Origin of the sequence: Leucobacter denitrificans (genome assembly GCF_014396385.1) — a bacterium.
Classification (GTDB): Bacteria; Actinomycetota; Actinomycetes; order Actinomycetales; family Microbacteriaceae; genus Leucobacter; species Leucobacter denitrificans.
Map to the genome: position 1 here is coordinate 845,658 of NZ_CP060716.1, position 16,060 is coordinate 861,717.

Here is a 16,060-nt window from a genome sequence, read left to right on the forward strand (position 1 = left end):
CGACTCAGCGCTCGGCGTAAACGATGCCGACCCGCTGGAACTCCTTCACATCGGAGTAACCGCTCGTCGCCATGGCGCGACGCAGCGCACCCACCAGGTTCGCACTGCCGTCGGCGATATGCGCGGGGCCGTTCATGATCTCTTCAAGAGGAACTGCCTGCTCAACGGCAACTCTGCGGCCGCGAGGCAGGTCATCGTGATGCGCCTCTTGGCCCCAGTGCCAGCCGCGGCCCGGAGCGTCGGTCGCGCGTGCGAGAGCAGCACCCAACATGACCGCGTCGGCGCCGCAGGCAATTGCCTTAATGAAGTCGCCCGACGTGCCAAGGCCACCGTCTGCGATTACGTGAACGTAGCGGCCACCTGATTCATCGAGATAATCGGTGCGTGCGCCCGCAACGTCTGCAATCGCCGTTGCCATTGGTGCGCGAATGCCGAGCGTAACCCTCGTGGTCGACGAAGCACCGCCACCAAACCCGACGAGCACGCCAGCAGCGCCGGTGCGCATGAGGTGAAGGGCAGACTGGTAGGTCGCCGCTCCCCCAACAATGACCGGCACATCGAGCTCGTAGATGAACTGCTTGAGGTTCAACGGCTCGCGGCCCTCAACCGAGACGTGTTCTGCTGAGACAGTGTTGCCGCGAATAACGAACAGGTCGACGCCCGCCTTGACGACGGTTTCGGTGAACTCTACTGTGCGGTGCGGCGACAATGCACCAGCGACGGTGACGCCAGCTTCACGCACCTGAGCGAGTCGGTCGCGAATCAGCTCGGGCTTGATCGGCTCAGCGTACAGTTCACGCATGCGCTTCACCGCAGTGACATCGTCTTGAATCTTCGAGATCTCGTCGAGCTTCGCTTCTGGATCGTCGTGACGAGTCCAGAGGCCCTCGAGGTTCAGAACACCGAGGCCACCGAGCTTACCGAGCTGGATTGCGGTGTCTGGGGACATAACCGAATCCATAGGAGCACCAAGGACTGGAATATCGAACTGAAATGCGTCAATGGTCCATGACGTAGATACCAGCTCTGGGTCTCGCGTGCGACGGGTTGGGACAATTCCGATCTCGTCGAATGTGTAGACGCGACGCGCGCGCTTGCCCTTGCCGATTTCGATCTCGTTGCTCACCCGACCAGTCTATCTGGAACACTCTGAGAGGCTGGCCGGGTGAGGCCGAGACACATGTTTACTTGCGGTAGTTTGGCGCTTCAACAACCATCTGGATGTCGTGCGGGTGGCTTTCTTTGAGGCCTGCTGATGTGATGCGCACAAACTCGCCGCGCTCTTTCAGCGCTTCGATGGAACGCGCACCGACGTAGAACATCGACTGGCGCAGGCCGCCGACCATCTGGTGAGCGACGGCCGATAGCGGGCCGCGGTATGGCACCTGGCCCTCGATGCCCTCAGGAATGAGCTTCTCATCGCTCGGAACGTCAGCCTGGAAGTAGCGGTCCTTCGAGTACGACGTGCGCTCTCCACGGGTTTGCAGCGCGCCCAGCGAGCCCATTCCCCGGTAGTTCTTGAACTGCTTGCCGCCCACGAACACAAGGTCGCCGGGGCTCTCGTCAGTGCCCGCGAGAAGCGACCCCATCATCACTGAGGATGCGCCCGCTACGAGTGCCTTTGCGATGTCGCCTGAGTGCTGAAGCCCACCGTCAGCAATGACCGGCACGCCTGCTGGCGTTGCCGCCTTCGCAGCCTCGTACACTGCCGTGACCTGTGGAACACCAACGCCAGCAATCACGCGAGTGGTGCAGATCGAGCCTGGGCCAACGCCCACCTTTACCGCGTCGGCACCGGCATCGACCATTGCTTTTGAACCGTTGTACGTTGCCACGTTGCCGCCGATTACATCGACGCCAGCGAAAGCCGGGTCGGCTTTGATCTTGGCGATGATGTCGAGCACTCCGCGGCTGTCACCGTTTGCGGTGTCAACAACGAGCACATCGACGCCCGATTCAAGCAGCGCACCGGCGCGCTTCCATGCGTCTCCGAAGAAGCCAACGGCCGCACCAACGCGCAGTCGGCCCGCCTCGTCCTTCGTGGAATTTGGATACTGCTCTTCCTTATCAAAGTCCTTTACCGTGATGAGGCCGGTGAGGCGCCCCTCGTTATCGACGAGCGGAAGCTTCTCAATCTTGTGTTTCTTGAAGAGGTCAGCGGCCGCCTCACGTGAAATACCAGCGGGAGCGGTAATCAGCGGCATACGCGTCATCGCGTCTTTAACCCGCACATTCGCGCGGTCTTTCACATCGATGAAACGCATGTCTCGGTTTGTAATGATACCGAGGAGCACGCCCGCGGAGTCGACGACCGGAAGACCAGATACGCGGTACTCGCCACACAGGGCATCAACCTCAGCGACCGTCGCGTCAACGTTCGTGGTCACAGGGTTCGTGATCATGCCCGCTTCAGAGCGCTTGACACGGTCGACCATCTCGGCCTGATCTTGGATCGACAGATTGCGGTGCAGAATTCCGAGGCCGCCCTGGCGCGCCATGGCAACCGCCATGCGGGTCTCAGTCACTGTGTCCATTGCCGCCGAGATCAGCGGAATACCCAAGCGGATGCGTCTCGTGAGCTGAGTTGAGGTGTCAGCCTCACTCGGAATGACGTCGGTATGCGCCGGAAGCAGCAGCACATCGTCGTAGGTGAGTCCAGTGAACGCGAAGGGGTCACGCTGTTCCATACAACCTCTTTAAGCTTGTGGCGGGAGAAGACGGGGGTTACTAGTCTAAGGGGATCTGACCGGTTATCGGCTGTACGGGCATACGGGACCGGGGTATCGTTCGCGTTTGGCGCAACATGTCAGCGATGAGCACGACGAGCGCGATCCACACCGCGATGAACCCAACCCACTGCCCGGGGCTCAGTGTCTCGTGCATGATGAAATAGCCAAACAAGAACCCAAACACCGGTGTCATGAACTGCAGAAAACCAAGGTACGTCAGGGGAAGTCGACGCGCAGCCTCACCGAACAAAATGAGCGGGGCAGCGGTCAGGAGTCCGCTGAGTAGCACGAGCACAGTCACGCCTGCGCCATGAGAAAGACCAGTGATCCCTACCATCGACGCGACGATGACTGCTTGGACGAGGCTCAAAGGAAGAACGACGAACGTTTCTACGGTGAGACCTGTGACACCATCGACATTGGGAATCCGCTGGTGCACCACTCCGTAAAGGCCGAACGACACCGCGAGGCCCAGCGCGATCCACGGTACCTGGCCGTACGAAATCGTCGAGTACAGTACTCCCGCGCCCGCAATGCACACTGCGATCCACTGCAATACATTGAGTTTCTCACGCCAAAAAATCACACCAAATAAGACCGTGAACAGTGGATTGATGAAATACCCGAGCGACGTCTCAAGAATGTTGCCTGAAACAACACCGATGACGAAAATCTGCCAATTGCTGTACAGCAGCAGAGATGCAAGCGCGAATGCCGCAAGCAATTTCGGATTCTTAAGGATCGCGACGACGAACGACCATCTTCGAGTGATCGTCACAATCAGCAGGCAGACAATCAGAGCCGTGACGACACGCCACGAAACAATCTCGAACGGATTGACCGCCGCTACGAGCGTGAAGTAGAGCGGAAACGCACCCCAGAGAAAGTATGCTCCGAACCCGTATCCCAGTCCAGATCGCGTCTTCCCCATGAGATCATCCTATGGCTCCGAAGCACCCACAAAATACATCGGGGCCCGCACCATAACTGGTGCAGGCCCCGATGTGAGTGAGCTGCTTAGCGCTCGATGACTGCGAGAATATCGCGGCTCGAGAGCACGAGGTACTCTTCGCCACCGGTCTTCACCTCGGTGCCGCCGAACTTCGAGTAGATAACGGTGTCGCCGACGTTCACGTCAACGGGAATGCGGGTACCGCTGTCCGACACGCGGCCGGGCCCTACTGCAACAACCTTGCCCTCCTGGGGCTTTTCCTTTGCACTGTCAGGAATAACGAGTCCAGAAGCAGTTGTCTGCTCTGCCTCGACCTGCTGGATAACGATACGATCCTCGAGCGGCTTGATGGCGACCGACACGGTTGACCTCTTTCCAAAGCTAATGGTTTCTCACCCAGACGGGTGCCTCTGTACGAGATTCTATGGCCCCCATTGGCACTCTTGCAAGGTGAGTGCCAACTCATTGGGGTGTGGATCGCGCACAGCGAACACAGCAACCGCGCGTGACCCGCGGCAGATGCGTTTACACCCCTGACTATGCTTGAAACCACACCCTTTTTCTTGCGAGGAGACCCCATGACCACCACCCCTCCCGAATACCCGCAGCAGCAGTATGCCCCTCAGACACCACAAGCGTCTCAGGCATACGGTCAGCAGCCATTGAACTATGCCTCGGGATACGCGGAGCAGAAGCCCCTCCCGACAAACACCACGGTGAAAGACACCAACACGTATTCACTAGTTGCGGTGATTCTCGCTTTCATCGTGCCACTCGCGGGCATCATTTTCGGCCACATCGGCCTCAGTCAGATCAAGCGAACTGGCGATGCAGGTCGCGGACTCGCCCTCACCGCACTGATTTATGGGTACTGCGTGTTCGCCCTCGGATTGATCTTCTTCGTTACCTACATTGGGTTCATCGTCATGATCATCAGTGCGGCGGCAGGCGCGGGCTCGGATTACTACTACTAAGCCGGTGACACGCGCGTCAACGCCTGGCTGGGATCAGCTGACGCAGCCGGGCGGCGCTCGCCTACTCGCTGAAATCTCTGCGCTTCGCCAGTCGGGTGAGACCCCCTCGGCAATTGCCCAGCGGGTTCGGTCAGAATCTTTCGACCATGACCTCATTGCTGCTGCCCTGACACAGTCAGACTTGCGGGAGCGAGCGGGCCAGAAGTTCGGCGCGCTCGCAGACCGCATGCTATTCACCCCCGCAGGGCTTGAACAGGCCTCGAGACTTGCGGTGGCAGAGCTTCATGCAACGAGATTCGCTACTGCTGGTGCAGCCTCAGTCGCAGACCTGGGGTGTGGGCTCGGGGCTGAGTCTCTCGCATTTCTCCGGGCAGGCATGCGCGTGCGCGCAGTCGAGATCGATGCACTCACCGCAGAATTTGCGCGACACAACCTTGCTGTGCAGGCTTCAGCTCTCGAGTCAGCAAAGTTCGATGTACTCCTGGGCGATGCTACCGAAGTAGGTGCGGGCGATGCCGACGCAGTATTTCTCGACCCAGCGCGCCGCACTTCGGGTCACCGCAACACAAAGCGGGTGTCCTCAGCCGACTACGCTCCTTCGCTCGATTTCACTTTCGGTGCGGCGCGTGCCGCGCGCTCTGGTGGGGTCAAACTTGGGCCGGGATTCGAACGGGAACTCATTCCCGAAGACGCAGAGGCACAGTGGGTGTCGATAGACGGCGCTCTCGTAGAAATGAGCCTCTGGTTTGGTGAAGCGGCACGGCCAGGCATTCGCCGCGTCGCAACCGTCATACATTCTGGAAGTAAGTCAACGGGCCCGAAATCGGTTTCAGAACTCACCAGTGAGTCCGACTCAGAAGACGCGCCTGCGCAGGAACTCGGCACCTACCTGTATGAGCCCGACGGTGCTGTGATCCGCTCTCGTCTCATCGGCAAGCTCGCCCGCGACCTTCATGCGGGCATGCTGCACGAGCACATCGCGTACCTCACCTCAGAAACGTTGCAAACAACCCCGTTTGCGCAGGCCTTTCGCATAGTCGAAGAATTGCCGTTTCGTGAGAAAGACTTGAAGCGAGCACTACAGGCGCGCAGCATAGGCAAGCTCGAAATAAAGAAGCGCGGCGTGGATGTTGATCCAGCCGCGCTTCGAACGCGCTTGCGCCTCAAAGGCGAGAATTCAGCAACACTGATTCTCACCCGTTCGGCGAGCAAGCACTTGGCGTTGCTCGCCGAACGGTGCTGAGTGCCTAGTAGCTACCCGACATGATCTGCGAGCAAGGCAGGGTCTGGCCGAGAAGCTCAGCCGACTCAGCCCCAGCAAGGCATGCTTCAAGTGCGTCAGTGGTCGCACCTGCGAGGCTGAAGATCGACACCATGATCACAATGCCAACGATGACACCGATCAGGCCGATGACGATACCAATGATCGCAGGAACGTTGCCCGCGCCAGCCTTCTTCGACTGCACGAGCGCGACGATGCTGAGGATCAGGCCGATGAGCGAGATTGGGAAGATGATCGAGACAATGAGCCCGACGATGCCGAGCGTCTTGCCCGGCACAGTTGCTGGCGCGCTATAGCCAGGAGCAGGGGCCGCGTAGTTTGGTGCGGGTGCTGCGTATGGTGCCCCCGGCGCCTGTGCCTGGTATGCAGGTTCTTGCGGCGCTGCGGGCGGTGCAGTCGGTGCCGCAGGCGGCTCAGTTGGCGCCGCAGGCGGGGCGGTTGGGGGTGCCGGTGGCACTGGCGGTGCCGATGGAACGTCACCTGCTGATGCCCCTGAGTTAGGCACTGGTTCGTTGTTCGGCGTGTTGTCGGACATATCGTTCCTTACAGGTTCGTGAGTAGCGTACGTGGTTCCCCCCGAAAATAACGATACCTGTACCTGCACGCCTTAGGGCAACTGAATGTCGGTAACCGGGAGTGTCGAGTCGGCACTAAACCCAAGCGATGAGGGCGAATGTCCGCTCATCACGAGCTGCGCGCCGAGCGAAGCGATCATCGCGCCATTGTCCGTACAGAGCGACAGCGGCGGTACTCGAAGTTCTACCCCCGCTGCGGCTGCACGCTCAGTCGCCTCCTCGCGCAGACGCGCGTTGGCGACCACGCCGCCTCCGAGAAGGAGCCTTGGTACCTCGAAGTCACGGCACGCGGCGAGCGCTTTCGTGAGCAGCACATCAACGACAGCCTCACGGAAACTTGCGGCCACGTCAGCGACAGGAATCTCTTCACCTGCCGCGGATCGCTGTTCCACCCATCGGGCAACCGAGGTCTTTAGGCCAGAGAACGAGAAGTCGTACCGGTGCTTCTCGAGGTACTTCGGCAGTGTGAGCCCACGCGGGAACCGAATGGCGTTAGGGTCGCCGTCTGCGGCGACCCTGTCAATGTGCGGGCCCCCTGGGTAGGGCAACCCCAGCAGCCGCGCAACTTTGTCAAAGGCTTCACCTGCAGCGTCGTCGATGGTTTCACCGAGTAATTCCACGTCTCCGACAAGATCTCGCACAAGAAGGAGCGAGGTGTGCCCCCCAGAAACCAACAGGGCGATGGTCGGCAATTCGAGCTCGCCAACAGCCCCCACGGCTTCGCGCAGACCCTCACCCTGGAGCACATCTGCCCCGACGTGCCCGACGAGATGGTTCACCGCGTAGAGAGGTTTGTCTAGAGACACAGCGAGTGCTTTCGCCGCAGAAACCCCCACCATGAGCGCTCCGGCAAGACCAGGGCCACCTGTCACAGCAATCGCATCAAGCTCGTGCAATTCAACCCCCGCGTCGGCGAGCGCCCGTTCGATTGTTGACGTCATAGATTCGAGGTGTGCTCGCGCGGCGATTTCGGGAATCACTCCCCCGAATCGCGCGTGCTCGTCCATTGACGAGGCGATCGCGTTGGCGAGCAGCGTACGACCGCGAACGATGCCGACGCCTGTTTCGTCGCAACTCGTCTCGATGCCAAGAACGAGGGGATCCGTCGTGTTCATCGCCTCTCCTTCATGTCGAGCCGCATGACGATCGCGTCGACGTCATCGGGTTGATAGTACCTGGGCCGGATGCCAATTTCCGCGAATCCCAGCGAGGCGTACAGCGCCCTCGGAACAGGCTTGTCAGCGCGCACCTCAAGAAACGTTTGGGTGGCGCCCCGTTCGGCTGCGGTATCGAGCAGAGTATTCATGAGCGCCCGTCCACATCCGCCTCCTCGCGTCCCAGGATCCACCGCGATGGTTTGGATATCACTTTCGTCACCGATCACGAGCAGCCCCGCGTATCCACGCACCTCGTCGGCCTCGTCTACAAGCACCACGTAGCGTCGATGATCCGCGTGCAATTCTTCGCGCATCATCTCGCGGCTCCAAGCCTCGGCACCGAAAACCGCACGCTCGATCTCCCAAATGGCGTCTAGGTCTGCCGGCTCCGCATCACGAATGTTCACGGCGTGACCGGTTTCGGCGCTGACGGCGGCATGACATCGGGCTGTCTCAGGTACAGCGCTCGATCCGCTTCGAACTCGCGCCCCGCGGCGAGCATTCTGGCGGCGAGGCGCACAAGAGCCGCGGCCGACACCCGCTCGGGCCGCGCTTCGTTGCTGACGCTCACATAGCCTTCCCGCGGTACGAGGTGTGGATCGGCGCTGCGCACCGGCACACCCGCCCAATCAAGCGCGCTGTACTCGGTCACAAACAACTCGCGTCGCTTCGCGTCTTGCACCACGCGTACGCCCGAGATCGCTCCCGTTTCGAGCAAGTCGAGTGCGGCTGCATCGTGGCTTACGAGGGGCAACACGCTCAGACCGCGTCCCACAGCAAACGCGTGTGCTGCGGCGATTCCAACGCGGAGGCCAGTGAACGGGCCAGGGCCCATGCCAGCGACCACATCGGTGATGCTTGACGCGTCGGTGGTGGCCGCTGCGAGCGCCTGTGCGATGAGCGTCCCGATGTGCTCTGCGTGCCCGCGCGGATCATCACTCGATACCTCTGCGATCCACCCACTAGCCCCAACTGCGACGCTCGTGCCGAGCGAGGTATCGATCGCGAGCATCACTCGCTGACCGAGTTCGGGGGCCTCGACCTTTCGAATTAGTGGTGCGCTCATGAGATCACTCCATCATGCCACCGGGTTCCGTGACCGGTCACCGTAATAACTCGCGGCTCGATCGGCGCGTCTTCTGTTGCGTCGTCCTCTGGTTCGCTGTCGCCGCCAACGGGTCGCTCGATCACTATCTCAACCCAGGAGTCGCGGGTGCCGGTGAGACCGCTACCCCACTCTGCGACGACGACCGACCCCTCAAAATCTAAATCGAGGTCTTCAATCTCGTCAATATTTGCGAGTCGGTAGGCATCCACGTGCACAAGCGGAGCACCGCCAACGAGCGATGGATGTGTTCGCGCGATGACGAATGTTGGGCTCTGCACGGGCCCGCGAACCCCGAGCCCCTCGCCGATGCCCCGAGTGAGCGTGGTCTTGCCCGCCCCCAGTGGACCCGTCAAGATCACGAGGTCACCAGCAGCAAGCACGCGCCCGAGCTTCACGCCGAGTTCATGCATGGCGTCGGGATGCTCTGCCGTAAATTGTTGCGCGTTACCCACTACTCAGCCGCCTGGCGTATCACTCGAGGGCCAATGCCCACGAGAATCTCATAGTTGATCGTGCGCATGAGTCGCGACCATACCTCAATAGCGGGATACCCACGCTCTGGGTCGCCAAACAGCACCACCGGTTCGCCGAGCTCGACGCGACCCGCAAGTGGCCCGACGTCGACGATGAACTGATCCATACCGATGCGACCGACGATCGGGCGCGGCTCCCCCGCAATCGTCACCCAAGCGCCGTTTCCGTTGAGCGCACGCGGCATGCCGTCAGCGTACCCAATCGGCACGAGTGCGAGCGTCGTCGCAACCTCGCACACATGGTTGAAGCCATATGAAACACCGGTGCCCGCAGGTACTCCGCGCAGCGCAACAATCTCAGAACGCAGCGTCATCGCGGGAACTAAGCCCAACTGCGCCGAGGTCTTCTCGACAAAAGGACTCAACCCATACGCCGCAAGCCCGACGCGCACTGTGTTGTAGTGAAGCTTCGGCCGAGAGAACGTAGCCGCGCTTGCAGCGAGGTGGATCATCTCAGGCTCGGACCCAGCCTCACGCAACATGCGTACTGCTTCGTCAAACACCTCGCCCTGTGCGTGGTCGGCTTCTTCCCCCGCGTTCGCAAGGTGGCTAAAGATGCCGCGGACACGCACGAGCCCCTCGCGTTCAAGTTCAGCGCCACGGGCGAACAGTGTCTCCCACTCTTCCTTGGCCGCACCGTTGCGGCTCAAGCCCGTATCTACCTTGAATTGCAGAGTCGCCGTCGTGCCAAGTTCTTTCGCCGCCGCCGCAAGCGCCTCGAGATGCGAGAGACGACTCACTCCCACCTCAATCGATGCCGAGATTGCCGGAGCAAAATCTACGCGCGGACCGTGGAGCCAGCACAGCAGTGGCGCAGTCACACCGGCGTCACGCAGCTGCAGCGCTTCTTCGAGATCTGCCGTGGCAATCATCGTCGCGCCGCCGCTCATCGCTGCCTCGGCCGCAATCACCGCACCGTGACCGTATCCGCAGGCCTTCACAACGACGATGATCTGACCGCCAGAGGTGACCTCACTGATCCTACGCACATTGTGGTGGATCGCCTCAATCGATACCTCGGCCACACGCATATTTCCGGTTCTCATCAGCTGGCACCCCCACCTTCAAGAACAACAAACGCCGTTGCGATTCCTGCCTCGTGCGTCATCGTGAGGTGAATCCGATCTGCCCCTCGGGTGCGCAGCACCGACTCGAGCGCGGGGTTCATAACGAACTCTGGCGCCCGGCGTTCGTCGCGGGTCACCTCGAAATCACCCCAAGTGAGGTGCCACGAATCGCCGAGTGCCTTGATCAGTGCTTCACGTGCGGCGAATCGCGCCGCAAGCGAGTGCCCAGCGAGCGACTGCTCTTGCGCGCTGAACAGGCGAGCGCGCAGCTTCGGAGTGCGCTCGAGCTGCCGCTCAAAACGCGCTATGTCGACCATGTCGACCCCGATGCCGACAATCACTCGACTGTTACCGATTTCGCGAGGTTTCGCGGCTGGTCAACATCGAGACCCTTCGCAGTCGACAGTTCGAGTGCGAACCACTGGAGCGGCACCACCTGAAGAATCGGGTCGAACAGTGCGTCGGAGAGCGGCAGGCGCACAACGTCGTCTGTGTACGGGAGAACCGCGGTGTCGCCCTTTTCGACGATCGCAATCACTCGCGCACCGCGAGCACGGATCTCTTGAATGTTCGAGACGACCTTCGCGTGCATGAGCGGCGAGGTGCGGGGGCTTGGCACAAGCACGAAAACTGGCTGGCCGTGATCAATGAGCGCAATCGGACCGTGCTTGAGCTCACCAGCCGCGAACCCCTCAGCGTGGATGTATGCGATCTCTTTGAGCTTGAGCGCACCCTCAAGTGCTGCCGGGTACCCGACGTGACGGCCGAGGAAGAGCACCGAGCGCGTATCCGCCATCCAGTGTGCGAGTTGGGCAATCTGCTCGTGCGTCGCTACAGCCTCTGCCATCTTCTCAGGAAGCGTCTCGAATTGGCGTACGGCCTCAGCTTCGGCGTCAGCCGCAAGCGTTCCCCGCACGCGGCCAAGATGCAGGCCAATCAGATACAGCGCCGTAATTTGCGCCACGAATGCCTTCGTTGATGCCACTGCGACTTCGGGCCCAGCGTGCGTGTACACCGCCGCATCCGATTCCCTGGGAATCGTCGCGCTCTGCGTGTTACACACCGATACCGTCGTGACACCGCGCTCGATCGCGTACTTCACCGCCATCAGGGTGTCCATCGTCTCCCCCGACTGGCTCACCGAGATCACCATAGTGCGATCCGTGAGCACCGGATCGCGGTACCGGAACTCGTGGCTGAGCTCGACCTGCACGGGCACCCGCGCCCACTGCTCAATCGCGTACGCGCCGATCATGCCAGCGTACGATGCGGTGCCGCAGGCGATGATGATGATGCGATCCACCTCGCGCAAGCGCGGCTCACCCAACTCGGTGAGTTCAGGGATATCGACGTGACCATCGACCAGGCGACCGCGAAGCGTGTTTCCGATCGCATCGGGCTGCTCACTGATCTCTTTCGCCATGAAGGACGACCAGCCACCCTTGTCGGCCGCCCCTGCGTCCCACTGGACTTCGTACTCCTCGAATTCGACGGGAGCCCCATCGAAATCGACGATACGAATAGCATCAGGTGTGATCACGGCGATGTTGTCTTCGTCGACCGCGATCGCACGCCTTGTCGACGACACGAATGCCGCGACGTCGGAGCCGAGGAAGTTTTCTCCGTCACCGACACCGACGACGAGCGGCGAGTGGTGCCTCGCGGCAACAACCTTGCCCGGCTCATTCTGATGCATCGCGAGCAGCGTGAAGGTACCGTGAAGCCGCTTCACGACACGCCGAAACGCAGTTTCAAGGTCGCCAGTTTCTTGCACCTCTAAACCGAGAAGTGCGGCGACCACCTCAGTGTCGGTTTCGCTCTCAAGCTCAGCACCGCGACTGGTCACCTCGTCACGCAGCTCGGCGAAGTTCTCCACGATGCCATTGTGGATCACTGCGAGCCTGCCCTCATCACCCAGGTGCGGGTGCGCATTCACGTCTGTTGGCCCGCCGTGCGTAGCCCAGCGAGTGTGACCAATACCCGTACCGGTCGCCTCGAGAGGGCTAACCTCAAGCACCCCTTCGAGGTTCGCGAGCTTGCCAGCCTTCTTGCGCACCGACACGCCACCTGCAGCGTCTATAACCGCAACGCCGGCGGAATCGTAGCCGCGGTACTCGAGCCGCCGCAGCCCGTTCAGCAGCGCTTCGACAGTATCATTCGGGCCGACGTATCCAACGATTCCACACATACGCGCAATTTTAGTGGCACGATAGGTGAACGATGAGCCAAAAACACAGCGAAGCCCAAGCCACCGATGATTTGAGCACAGAAACGGTGGGTCTTGATACACAAACGCTGATCCGCCCCGACCTCACCTCGCCGTTCACAGAGATCGACCGAGATGAGTGGGCACGACTTGCCGGCGAGACGCCGATGCCGCTGACTGAGCAAGAGGTCGACGCGTTTCGTGGGCTTGGCGAAGTGCTGGATCTCGTCGAAGTTTCTGAGGTGTATCGACCGCTAAGCCGCCTCATAAACCAGTATGCGATCGCCGCTCGCGAGATGCACCAGCGCACCAGAAAGTTCCTGCACCGCGAGAACGAACGACCGAGCACGTTCGTGATCGGTGTCGCCGGTTCTGTGGCTGTCGGCAAGTCAACGGTGGCTCGTATTCTTCGCGATTTGCTCGCCCGCTGGCCCGAAACGCCGAACGTGTCACTCGTGACCACCGATGGCTTTCTTTACCCAAATGCCGAACTAGACAGGCGTGGGCTTACGGACCGAAAGGGATTTCCTGAGTCGTACGATCGGCGGGCCCTGCTTCGTTTCGTTTCGCAGGTGAAGTCTGGCATGCCTGAGGTTCGCGCACCCCACTACAGTCACCTGTTTTACGACATTATTCCCGGTGAGTACACCGTGGTCAGGCAGCCTGACATTCTCATTGTTGAAGGGCTCAACGTCTTGCAACCACCGTCAATGTCTCACCCGCTCGCCGTGTCAGATCTTTTCGATTTTTCTGTCTATGTTGACGCCCGCACAAGCGACATCGAGACCTGGTTCACCCGCCGGTTTCTCAAGCTGCGTGAGAGCGCGTTCGCTGATCCGAACTCGTTCTTCACGCGGTTCTCTCAGCAGAGTGAGGAAGACGCGATCGCGTTCGCCCACGACGTCTGGAAGAGCGTGAATGAGCCGAACCTCATCGAAAATATTCGGCCAACGCGCGCACGGGCGACCCTTGTGCTGCGCAAAGAGTCAGACCACCGCGTGCAAAAGGTGCTGCTGCGCAAGCTGTAGTGCGGATCAGACCGCGAGGCGTTCCTTCACGATAGCGGCTAGGTCGTCAGCGAGCTGCTGAGCGTGATCAACATGTGAGGCCTCAACCATCACGCGCACGACAGGCTCAGTGCCAGAGGGGCGAAGCAACACGCGGCCGTTGCCAGCGAGCACCTCTTCGACCTGGCGAACTGCGGCCTGCAAGACCTCGTCGCTGCTTGCCTTCGTGCGATCCACACCGCGAACGTTGACCAGCACCTGCGGGTACACCTGCATGCACTCAGCGAGCTCGGCAAGTGACTTGCCAGTGCGAACAATCTCGGCCGCGATATGCAGGCCCGTGAGAATCCCGTCACCAGTTGTCGCGAACTCGCTCATGATCACGTGACCGGACTGTTCGCCACCAAGCGAATATCCGTGCTCGTTGATGGCCTCGAGCACATAGCGATCGCCTACACCGGTCTCGACAACATCGATACCGTTATCGGCCATCGCTAGCTTGAGACCAAGGTTCGACATAACAGTCGCGACAAGCGTGTTCTGCTCGAGCTTGCCCCGCGCAGACATCGACAGGGCAAGAATCGCCATGATCTTGTCGCCATCAATAAGATTGCCGGCCGCATCGACAGCGAGGCATCGATCTGCGTCACCATCGTGAGCAATACCGAGGTCTGCCCCAACTTCAATGACTTTCGCTGCAAGCGGTTCGACATGCGTGGATCCCACGCCGTCGTTAATGTTCATACCATCGGGATCATTGCCGATGACAGTCACCTTGGCGCCCGCGTCGCTAAATGCGTCAGGCGAGATACCAGAGGCCGCGCCATGAGCGCAGTCGAGCACTACGTGCAATCCGGCAAGGCTCAACCCCTCGAGTGTGCCGAGCAAGTGCACGAGGTAGCGATCTTCGGCGTCGGCGAATCTGCGGATCCGACCAACCTCGAAACCGGTCACCGCAACCGCAGGCTTGCTCATGGCAGCTTCGATGGCGTCTTCGACGTCGTCGGGGAGCTTGCGGCCACCCTCTGCGAAGAACTTGATGCCATTGTCGGGTGCGGGATTGTGTGAGGCAGACACCATCACACCAAAGTCGGCCCCCGTGTCTGCAACAAGGTATGCCGCAGCAGGTGTGGGAATCACACCAGCGTCAAGTACATCGACTCCGGCCGCAGCGAGACCGGCCGACACAGCTGCCGAGATAAACTCGCCAGAGACCCGCGGATCGCGCGCAACGATCGCGGTAGCGCGACGGCTCTCGCTTCGGGCGTTACGCCCGAGAACGAGAGCCGCTGCGTGCGCGAGGCCGAGGGCCAGGTCTGCGGTGATGTCCACCCCAGCCAGGCCCCGCACCCCGTCGGTGCCAAACAGGCGTCCCATTGAGGAACTCGCTCCTGTTTAGCGCTTCGAGTACTGAGGCGCCTTGCGGGCCTTCTTGAGACCGGCCTTCTTGCGCTCGATGACGCGAGCGTCGCGGCTGAGGAAGCCAGCCTTCTTGAGCGTTGGGCGGTTGTGCTCTGCATCGATCTCGTTGAGCGCACGTGCGATAGCGAGGCGCAGCGCACCTGCCTGGCCCGAGGGGCCGCCGCCAACGATGCGAGCGATCACGTCGTACGAGCCATTGAGCTCAAGCACGGTGAACGGGTCGGTGATGAGCTGCTGGTGCAGCTTGTTTGGGAAGTACTCAGCAAGCTCACGACCGTTTACGGTCATGGTGCCGCTGCCCGGAATGAGGCGAACACGAGCAATCGCACGCTTGCGACGGCCAACAGCAGCACCTGGAACGGTGAGTGCGGGGCGCGGAGCCTGGGTGGTTGCCTGCGATGCGGGGGTCTCGGTGGTGTAGCTCTCAGGGGCTACAGTCTGCTCTTCAGTCACGTTAAAGTCTCTCTTCTTCGTCTCTAGCGCGCTTACTGCGCAACCTGGTTGAAGGTGTATGGGGTGGGCTGCTGGGCAGCGTGCGGGTGCTCAGCACCTGCATAGACCTTCAGCTTGCGGAACAGATCTGCGCCAAGCGAGTTCTTGGGGAGCATGCCACGGATGGCCTTCTCAACAGCGCGCTGCGGGTTCTTCTCGAGAAGCTCGGTGTAGCTCACCGAGGTGAGGCCGCCCGGGAAACCCGAGTGACGGTATGCGCGCTTCTTGTCTGCCTTGTTGCCGGTGAGGACAACCTTGTCAGCGTTCACTACGATGACGTAGTCACCCATGTCCATGTGAGGAGCAAAGGTGGTCTTGTGCTTGCCGCGAAGCAATGCTGCGGCGTGCGATGCGAGGCGGCCGAGAACCACGTCGGTAGCGTCAATGACGATCCAATCGTGCTTCTGGTCAGCGGCCTTCGGCGAATATGTGCGAGTCACAATCGTGCTGCTTTCTGTCGAAATGGAGGAGTTCGTGAATCCCACTCCGATGCCGGTCTCGATCCATAACTGACTCGAGTTCCTGCGCGGTGGAGGGCTCAACAATTCGGGTGCAT

General features: G+C 60.7%; 18 protein-coding genes. 3 read left to right on the forward strand and 15 right to left on the reverse strand.

Annotated elements, in window-relative coordinates:
* Nucleotides 1–4: 4 nt before the first annotated feature.
* The 4 genes from H9L06_RS03995 to groES all read right to left on the reverse strand — a co-directional run bounded on the left by H9L06_RS03995 (nt 5) and on the right by groES (nt 4,043).
* Entirely contained in the window at nt 5–1,126 is a 1,122-nt protein-coding gene (locus tag H9L06_RS03995; RefSeq protein WP_187555955.1) for a GuaB3 family IMP dehydrogenase-related protein, read from the reverse strand.
* Between the two features lie 58 nt (nt 1,127–1,184).
* The gene (gene guaB / locus H9L06_RS04000; protein ID WP_187555956.1) at nt 1,185–2,687 is read right to left on the reverse strand and encodes an IMP dehydrogenase; all 1,503 of its coding nucleotides are present in this window, start codon (nt 2,685–2,687) and stop codon (nt 1,185–1,187) included.
* A gap of 40 nt (nt 2,688–2,727) precedes the next feature.
* Complete coding sequence (gene rarD, locus H9L06_RS04005) at nt 2,728–3,660, reverse strand: EamA family transporter RarD (protein ID WP_187555957.1); 933 nt, start codon at nt 3,658–3,660, stop codon at nt 2,728–2,730.
* Between the two features lie 86 nt (nt 3,661–3,746).
* Nucleotides 3,747–4,043, reverse strand: a complete 297-nt coding sequence (gene groES / locus H9L06_RS04010) for a co-chaperone GroES (protein ID WP_187555958.1) — start codon at nt 4,041–4,043, stop codon at nt 3,747–3,749.
* A 216-nt stretch (nt 4,044–4,259) separates the two neighbouring features.
* Here groES and H9L06_RS04015 point away from each other — a divergent pair, with 216 nt between their 5' ends.
* The gene (locus H9L06_RS04015; protein ID WP_187555959.1) at nt 4,260–4,655 is read left to right on the forward strand and encodes a DUF4190 domain-containing protein; all 396 of its coding nucleotides are present in this window, start codon (nt 4,260–4,262) and stop codon (nt 4,653–4,655) included.
* Nucleotides 4,656–4,659: 4 nt separating this feature from the next.
* On the forward strand, nt 4,660–5,898 hold the full coding sequence (locus H9L06_RS04020) for a THUMP-like domain-containing protein (protein WP_246454487.1): 1,239 nt from the start codon (nt 4,660–4,662) through the stop codon (nt 5,896–5,898).
* 4 nt (nt 5,899–5,902) lie between these two features.
* On the opposite strand, the gene H9L06_RS04025 is transcribed toward H9L06_RS04020, so the two are convergent.
* From H9L06_RS04025 to glmS, 8 genes are all read right to left on the reverse strand, one after another.
* Nucleotides 5,903–6,472 (reverse strand): DUF4190 domain-containing protein, encoded by a 570-nt coding sequence (locus tag H9L06_RS04025; protein WP_187555960.1) that lies wholly within the window; start codon nt 6,470–6,472, stop codon nt 5,903–5,905.
* A 72-nt stretch (nt 6,473–6,544) separates the two neighbouring features.
* Nucleotides 6,545–7,627: a tRNA (adenosine(37)-N6)-threonylcarbamoyltransferase complex transferase subunit TsaD gene (tsaD, locus tag H9L06_RS04030; RefSeq protein ID WP_187555961.1), complete on the reverse strand. Its 1,083-nt coding sequence runs from the start codon at nt 7,625–7,627 to the stop codon at nt 6,545–6,547.
* Entirely contained in the window at nt 7,624–8,076 is a 453-nt protein-coding gene (rimI, locus tag H9L06_RS04035; RefSeq protein WP_187555962.1) for a ribosomal protein S18-alanine N-acetyltransferase, read from the reverse strand. Before rimI ends, tsaD begins: the two co-directional genes overlap by 4 nt.
* Nucleotides 8,073–8,735 (reverse strand): tRNA (adenosine(37)-N6)-threonylcarbamoyltransferase complex dimerization subunit type 1 TsaB, encoded by a 663-nt coding sequence (gene tsaB, locus H9L06_RS04040; protein WP_187555963.1) that lies wholly within the window; start codon nt 8,733–8,735, stop codon nt 8,073–8,075. The genes rimI and tsaB overlap by 4 nt, the downstream gene beginning before the upstream one ends.
* Nucleotides 8,732–9,187: a tRNA (adenosine(37)-N6)-threonylcarbamoyltransferase complex ATPase subunit type 1 TsaE gene (gene tsaE, locus H9L06_RS04045; RefSeq protein ID WP_187556336.1), complete on the reverse strand. Its 456-nt coding sequence runs from the start codon at nt 9,185–9,187 to the stop codon at nt 8,732–8,734. Before tsaE ends, tsaB begins: the two co-directional genes overlap by 4 nt.
* 41 nt (nt 9,188–9,228) lie before the next feature.
* Nucleotides 9,229–10,356 (reverse strand): alanine racemase, encoded by a 1,128-nt coding sequence (alr, locus tag H9L06_RS04050; RefSeq protein ID WP_246454488.1) that lies wholly within the window; start codon nt 10,354–10,356, stop codon nt 9,229–9,231.
* Nucleotides 10,356–10,718, reverse strand: a complete 363-nt coding sequence (locus H9L06_RS04055; protein WP_187555964.1) for a holo-ACP synthase — start codon at nt 10,716–10,718, stop codon at nt 10,356–10,358. Before H9L06_RS04055 ends, alr begins: the two co-directional genes overlap by 1 nt.
* Nucleotides 10,715–12,565, reverse strand: coding sequence for a glutamine--fructose-6-phosphate transaminase (isomerizing) (glmS, locus tag H9L06_RS04060; RefSeq protein WP_187555965.1), 1,851 nt, complete (start codon nt 12,563–12,565; stop codon nt 10,715–10,717). Before glmS ends, H9L06_RS04055 begins: the two co-directional genes overlap by 4 nt.
* A gap of 32 nt (nt 12,566–12,597) precedes the next feature.
* Here glmS and coaA point away from each other — a divergent pair, with 32 nt between their 5' ends.
* A complete protein-coding gene (gene coaA / locus H9L06_RS04065) occupies nt 12,598–13,611 on the forward strand; it encodes a type I pantothenate kinase (RefSeq protein ID WP_187555966.1) in 1,014 nt (337 codons plus the stop codon).
* 6 nt (nt 13,612–13,617) lie between these two features.
* Here the strand turns inward: coaA and glmM are convergent, their stop codons facing one another.
* From glmM to rplM, 3 genes are read right to left on the reverse strand one after another with little or no spacing between them, the layout of a single operon-like run.
* The gene (glmM, locus tag H9L06_RS04070; RefSeq protein WP_187555967.1) at nt 13,618–14,967 is read right to left on the reverse strand and encodes a phosphoglucosamine mutase; all 1,350 of its coding nucleotides are present in this window, start codon (nt 14,965–14,967) and stop codon (nt 13,618–13,620) included.
* Nucleotides 14,968–14,985: 18 nt separating this feature from the next.
* A complete protein-coding gene (gene rpsI, locus H9L06_RS04075) occupies nt 14,986–15,465 on the reverse strand; it encodes a 30S ribosomal protein S9 (RefSeq protein ID WP_187555968.1) in 480 nt (159 codons plus the stop codon).
* 32 nt (nt 15,466–15,497) lie between these two features.
* Nucleotides 15,498–15,944 (reverse strand): 50S ribosomal protein L13, encoded by a 447-nt coding sequence (gene rplM / locus H9L06_RS04080; protein ID WP_187555969.1) that lies wholly within the window; start codon nt 15,942–15,944, stop codon nt 15,498–15,500.
* Between the last annotated feature and the right edge of the window lie 116 nt (nt 15,945–16,060).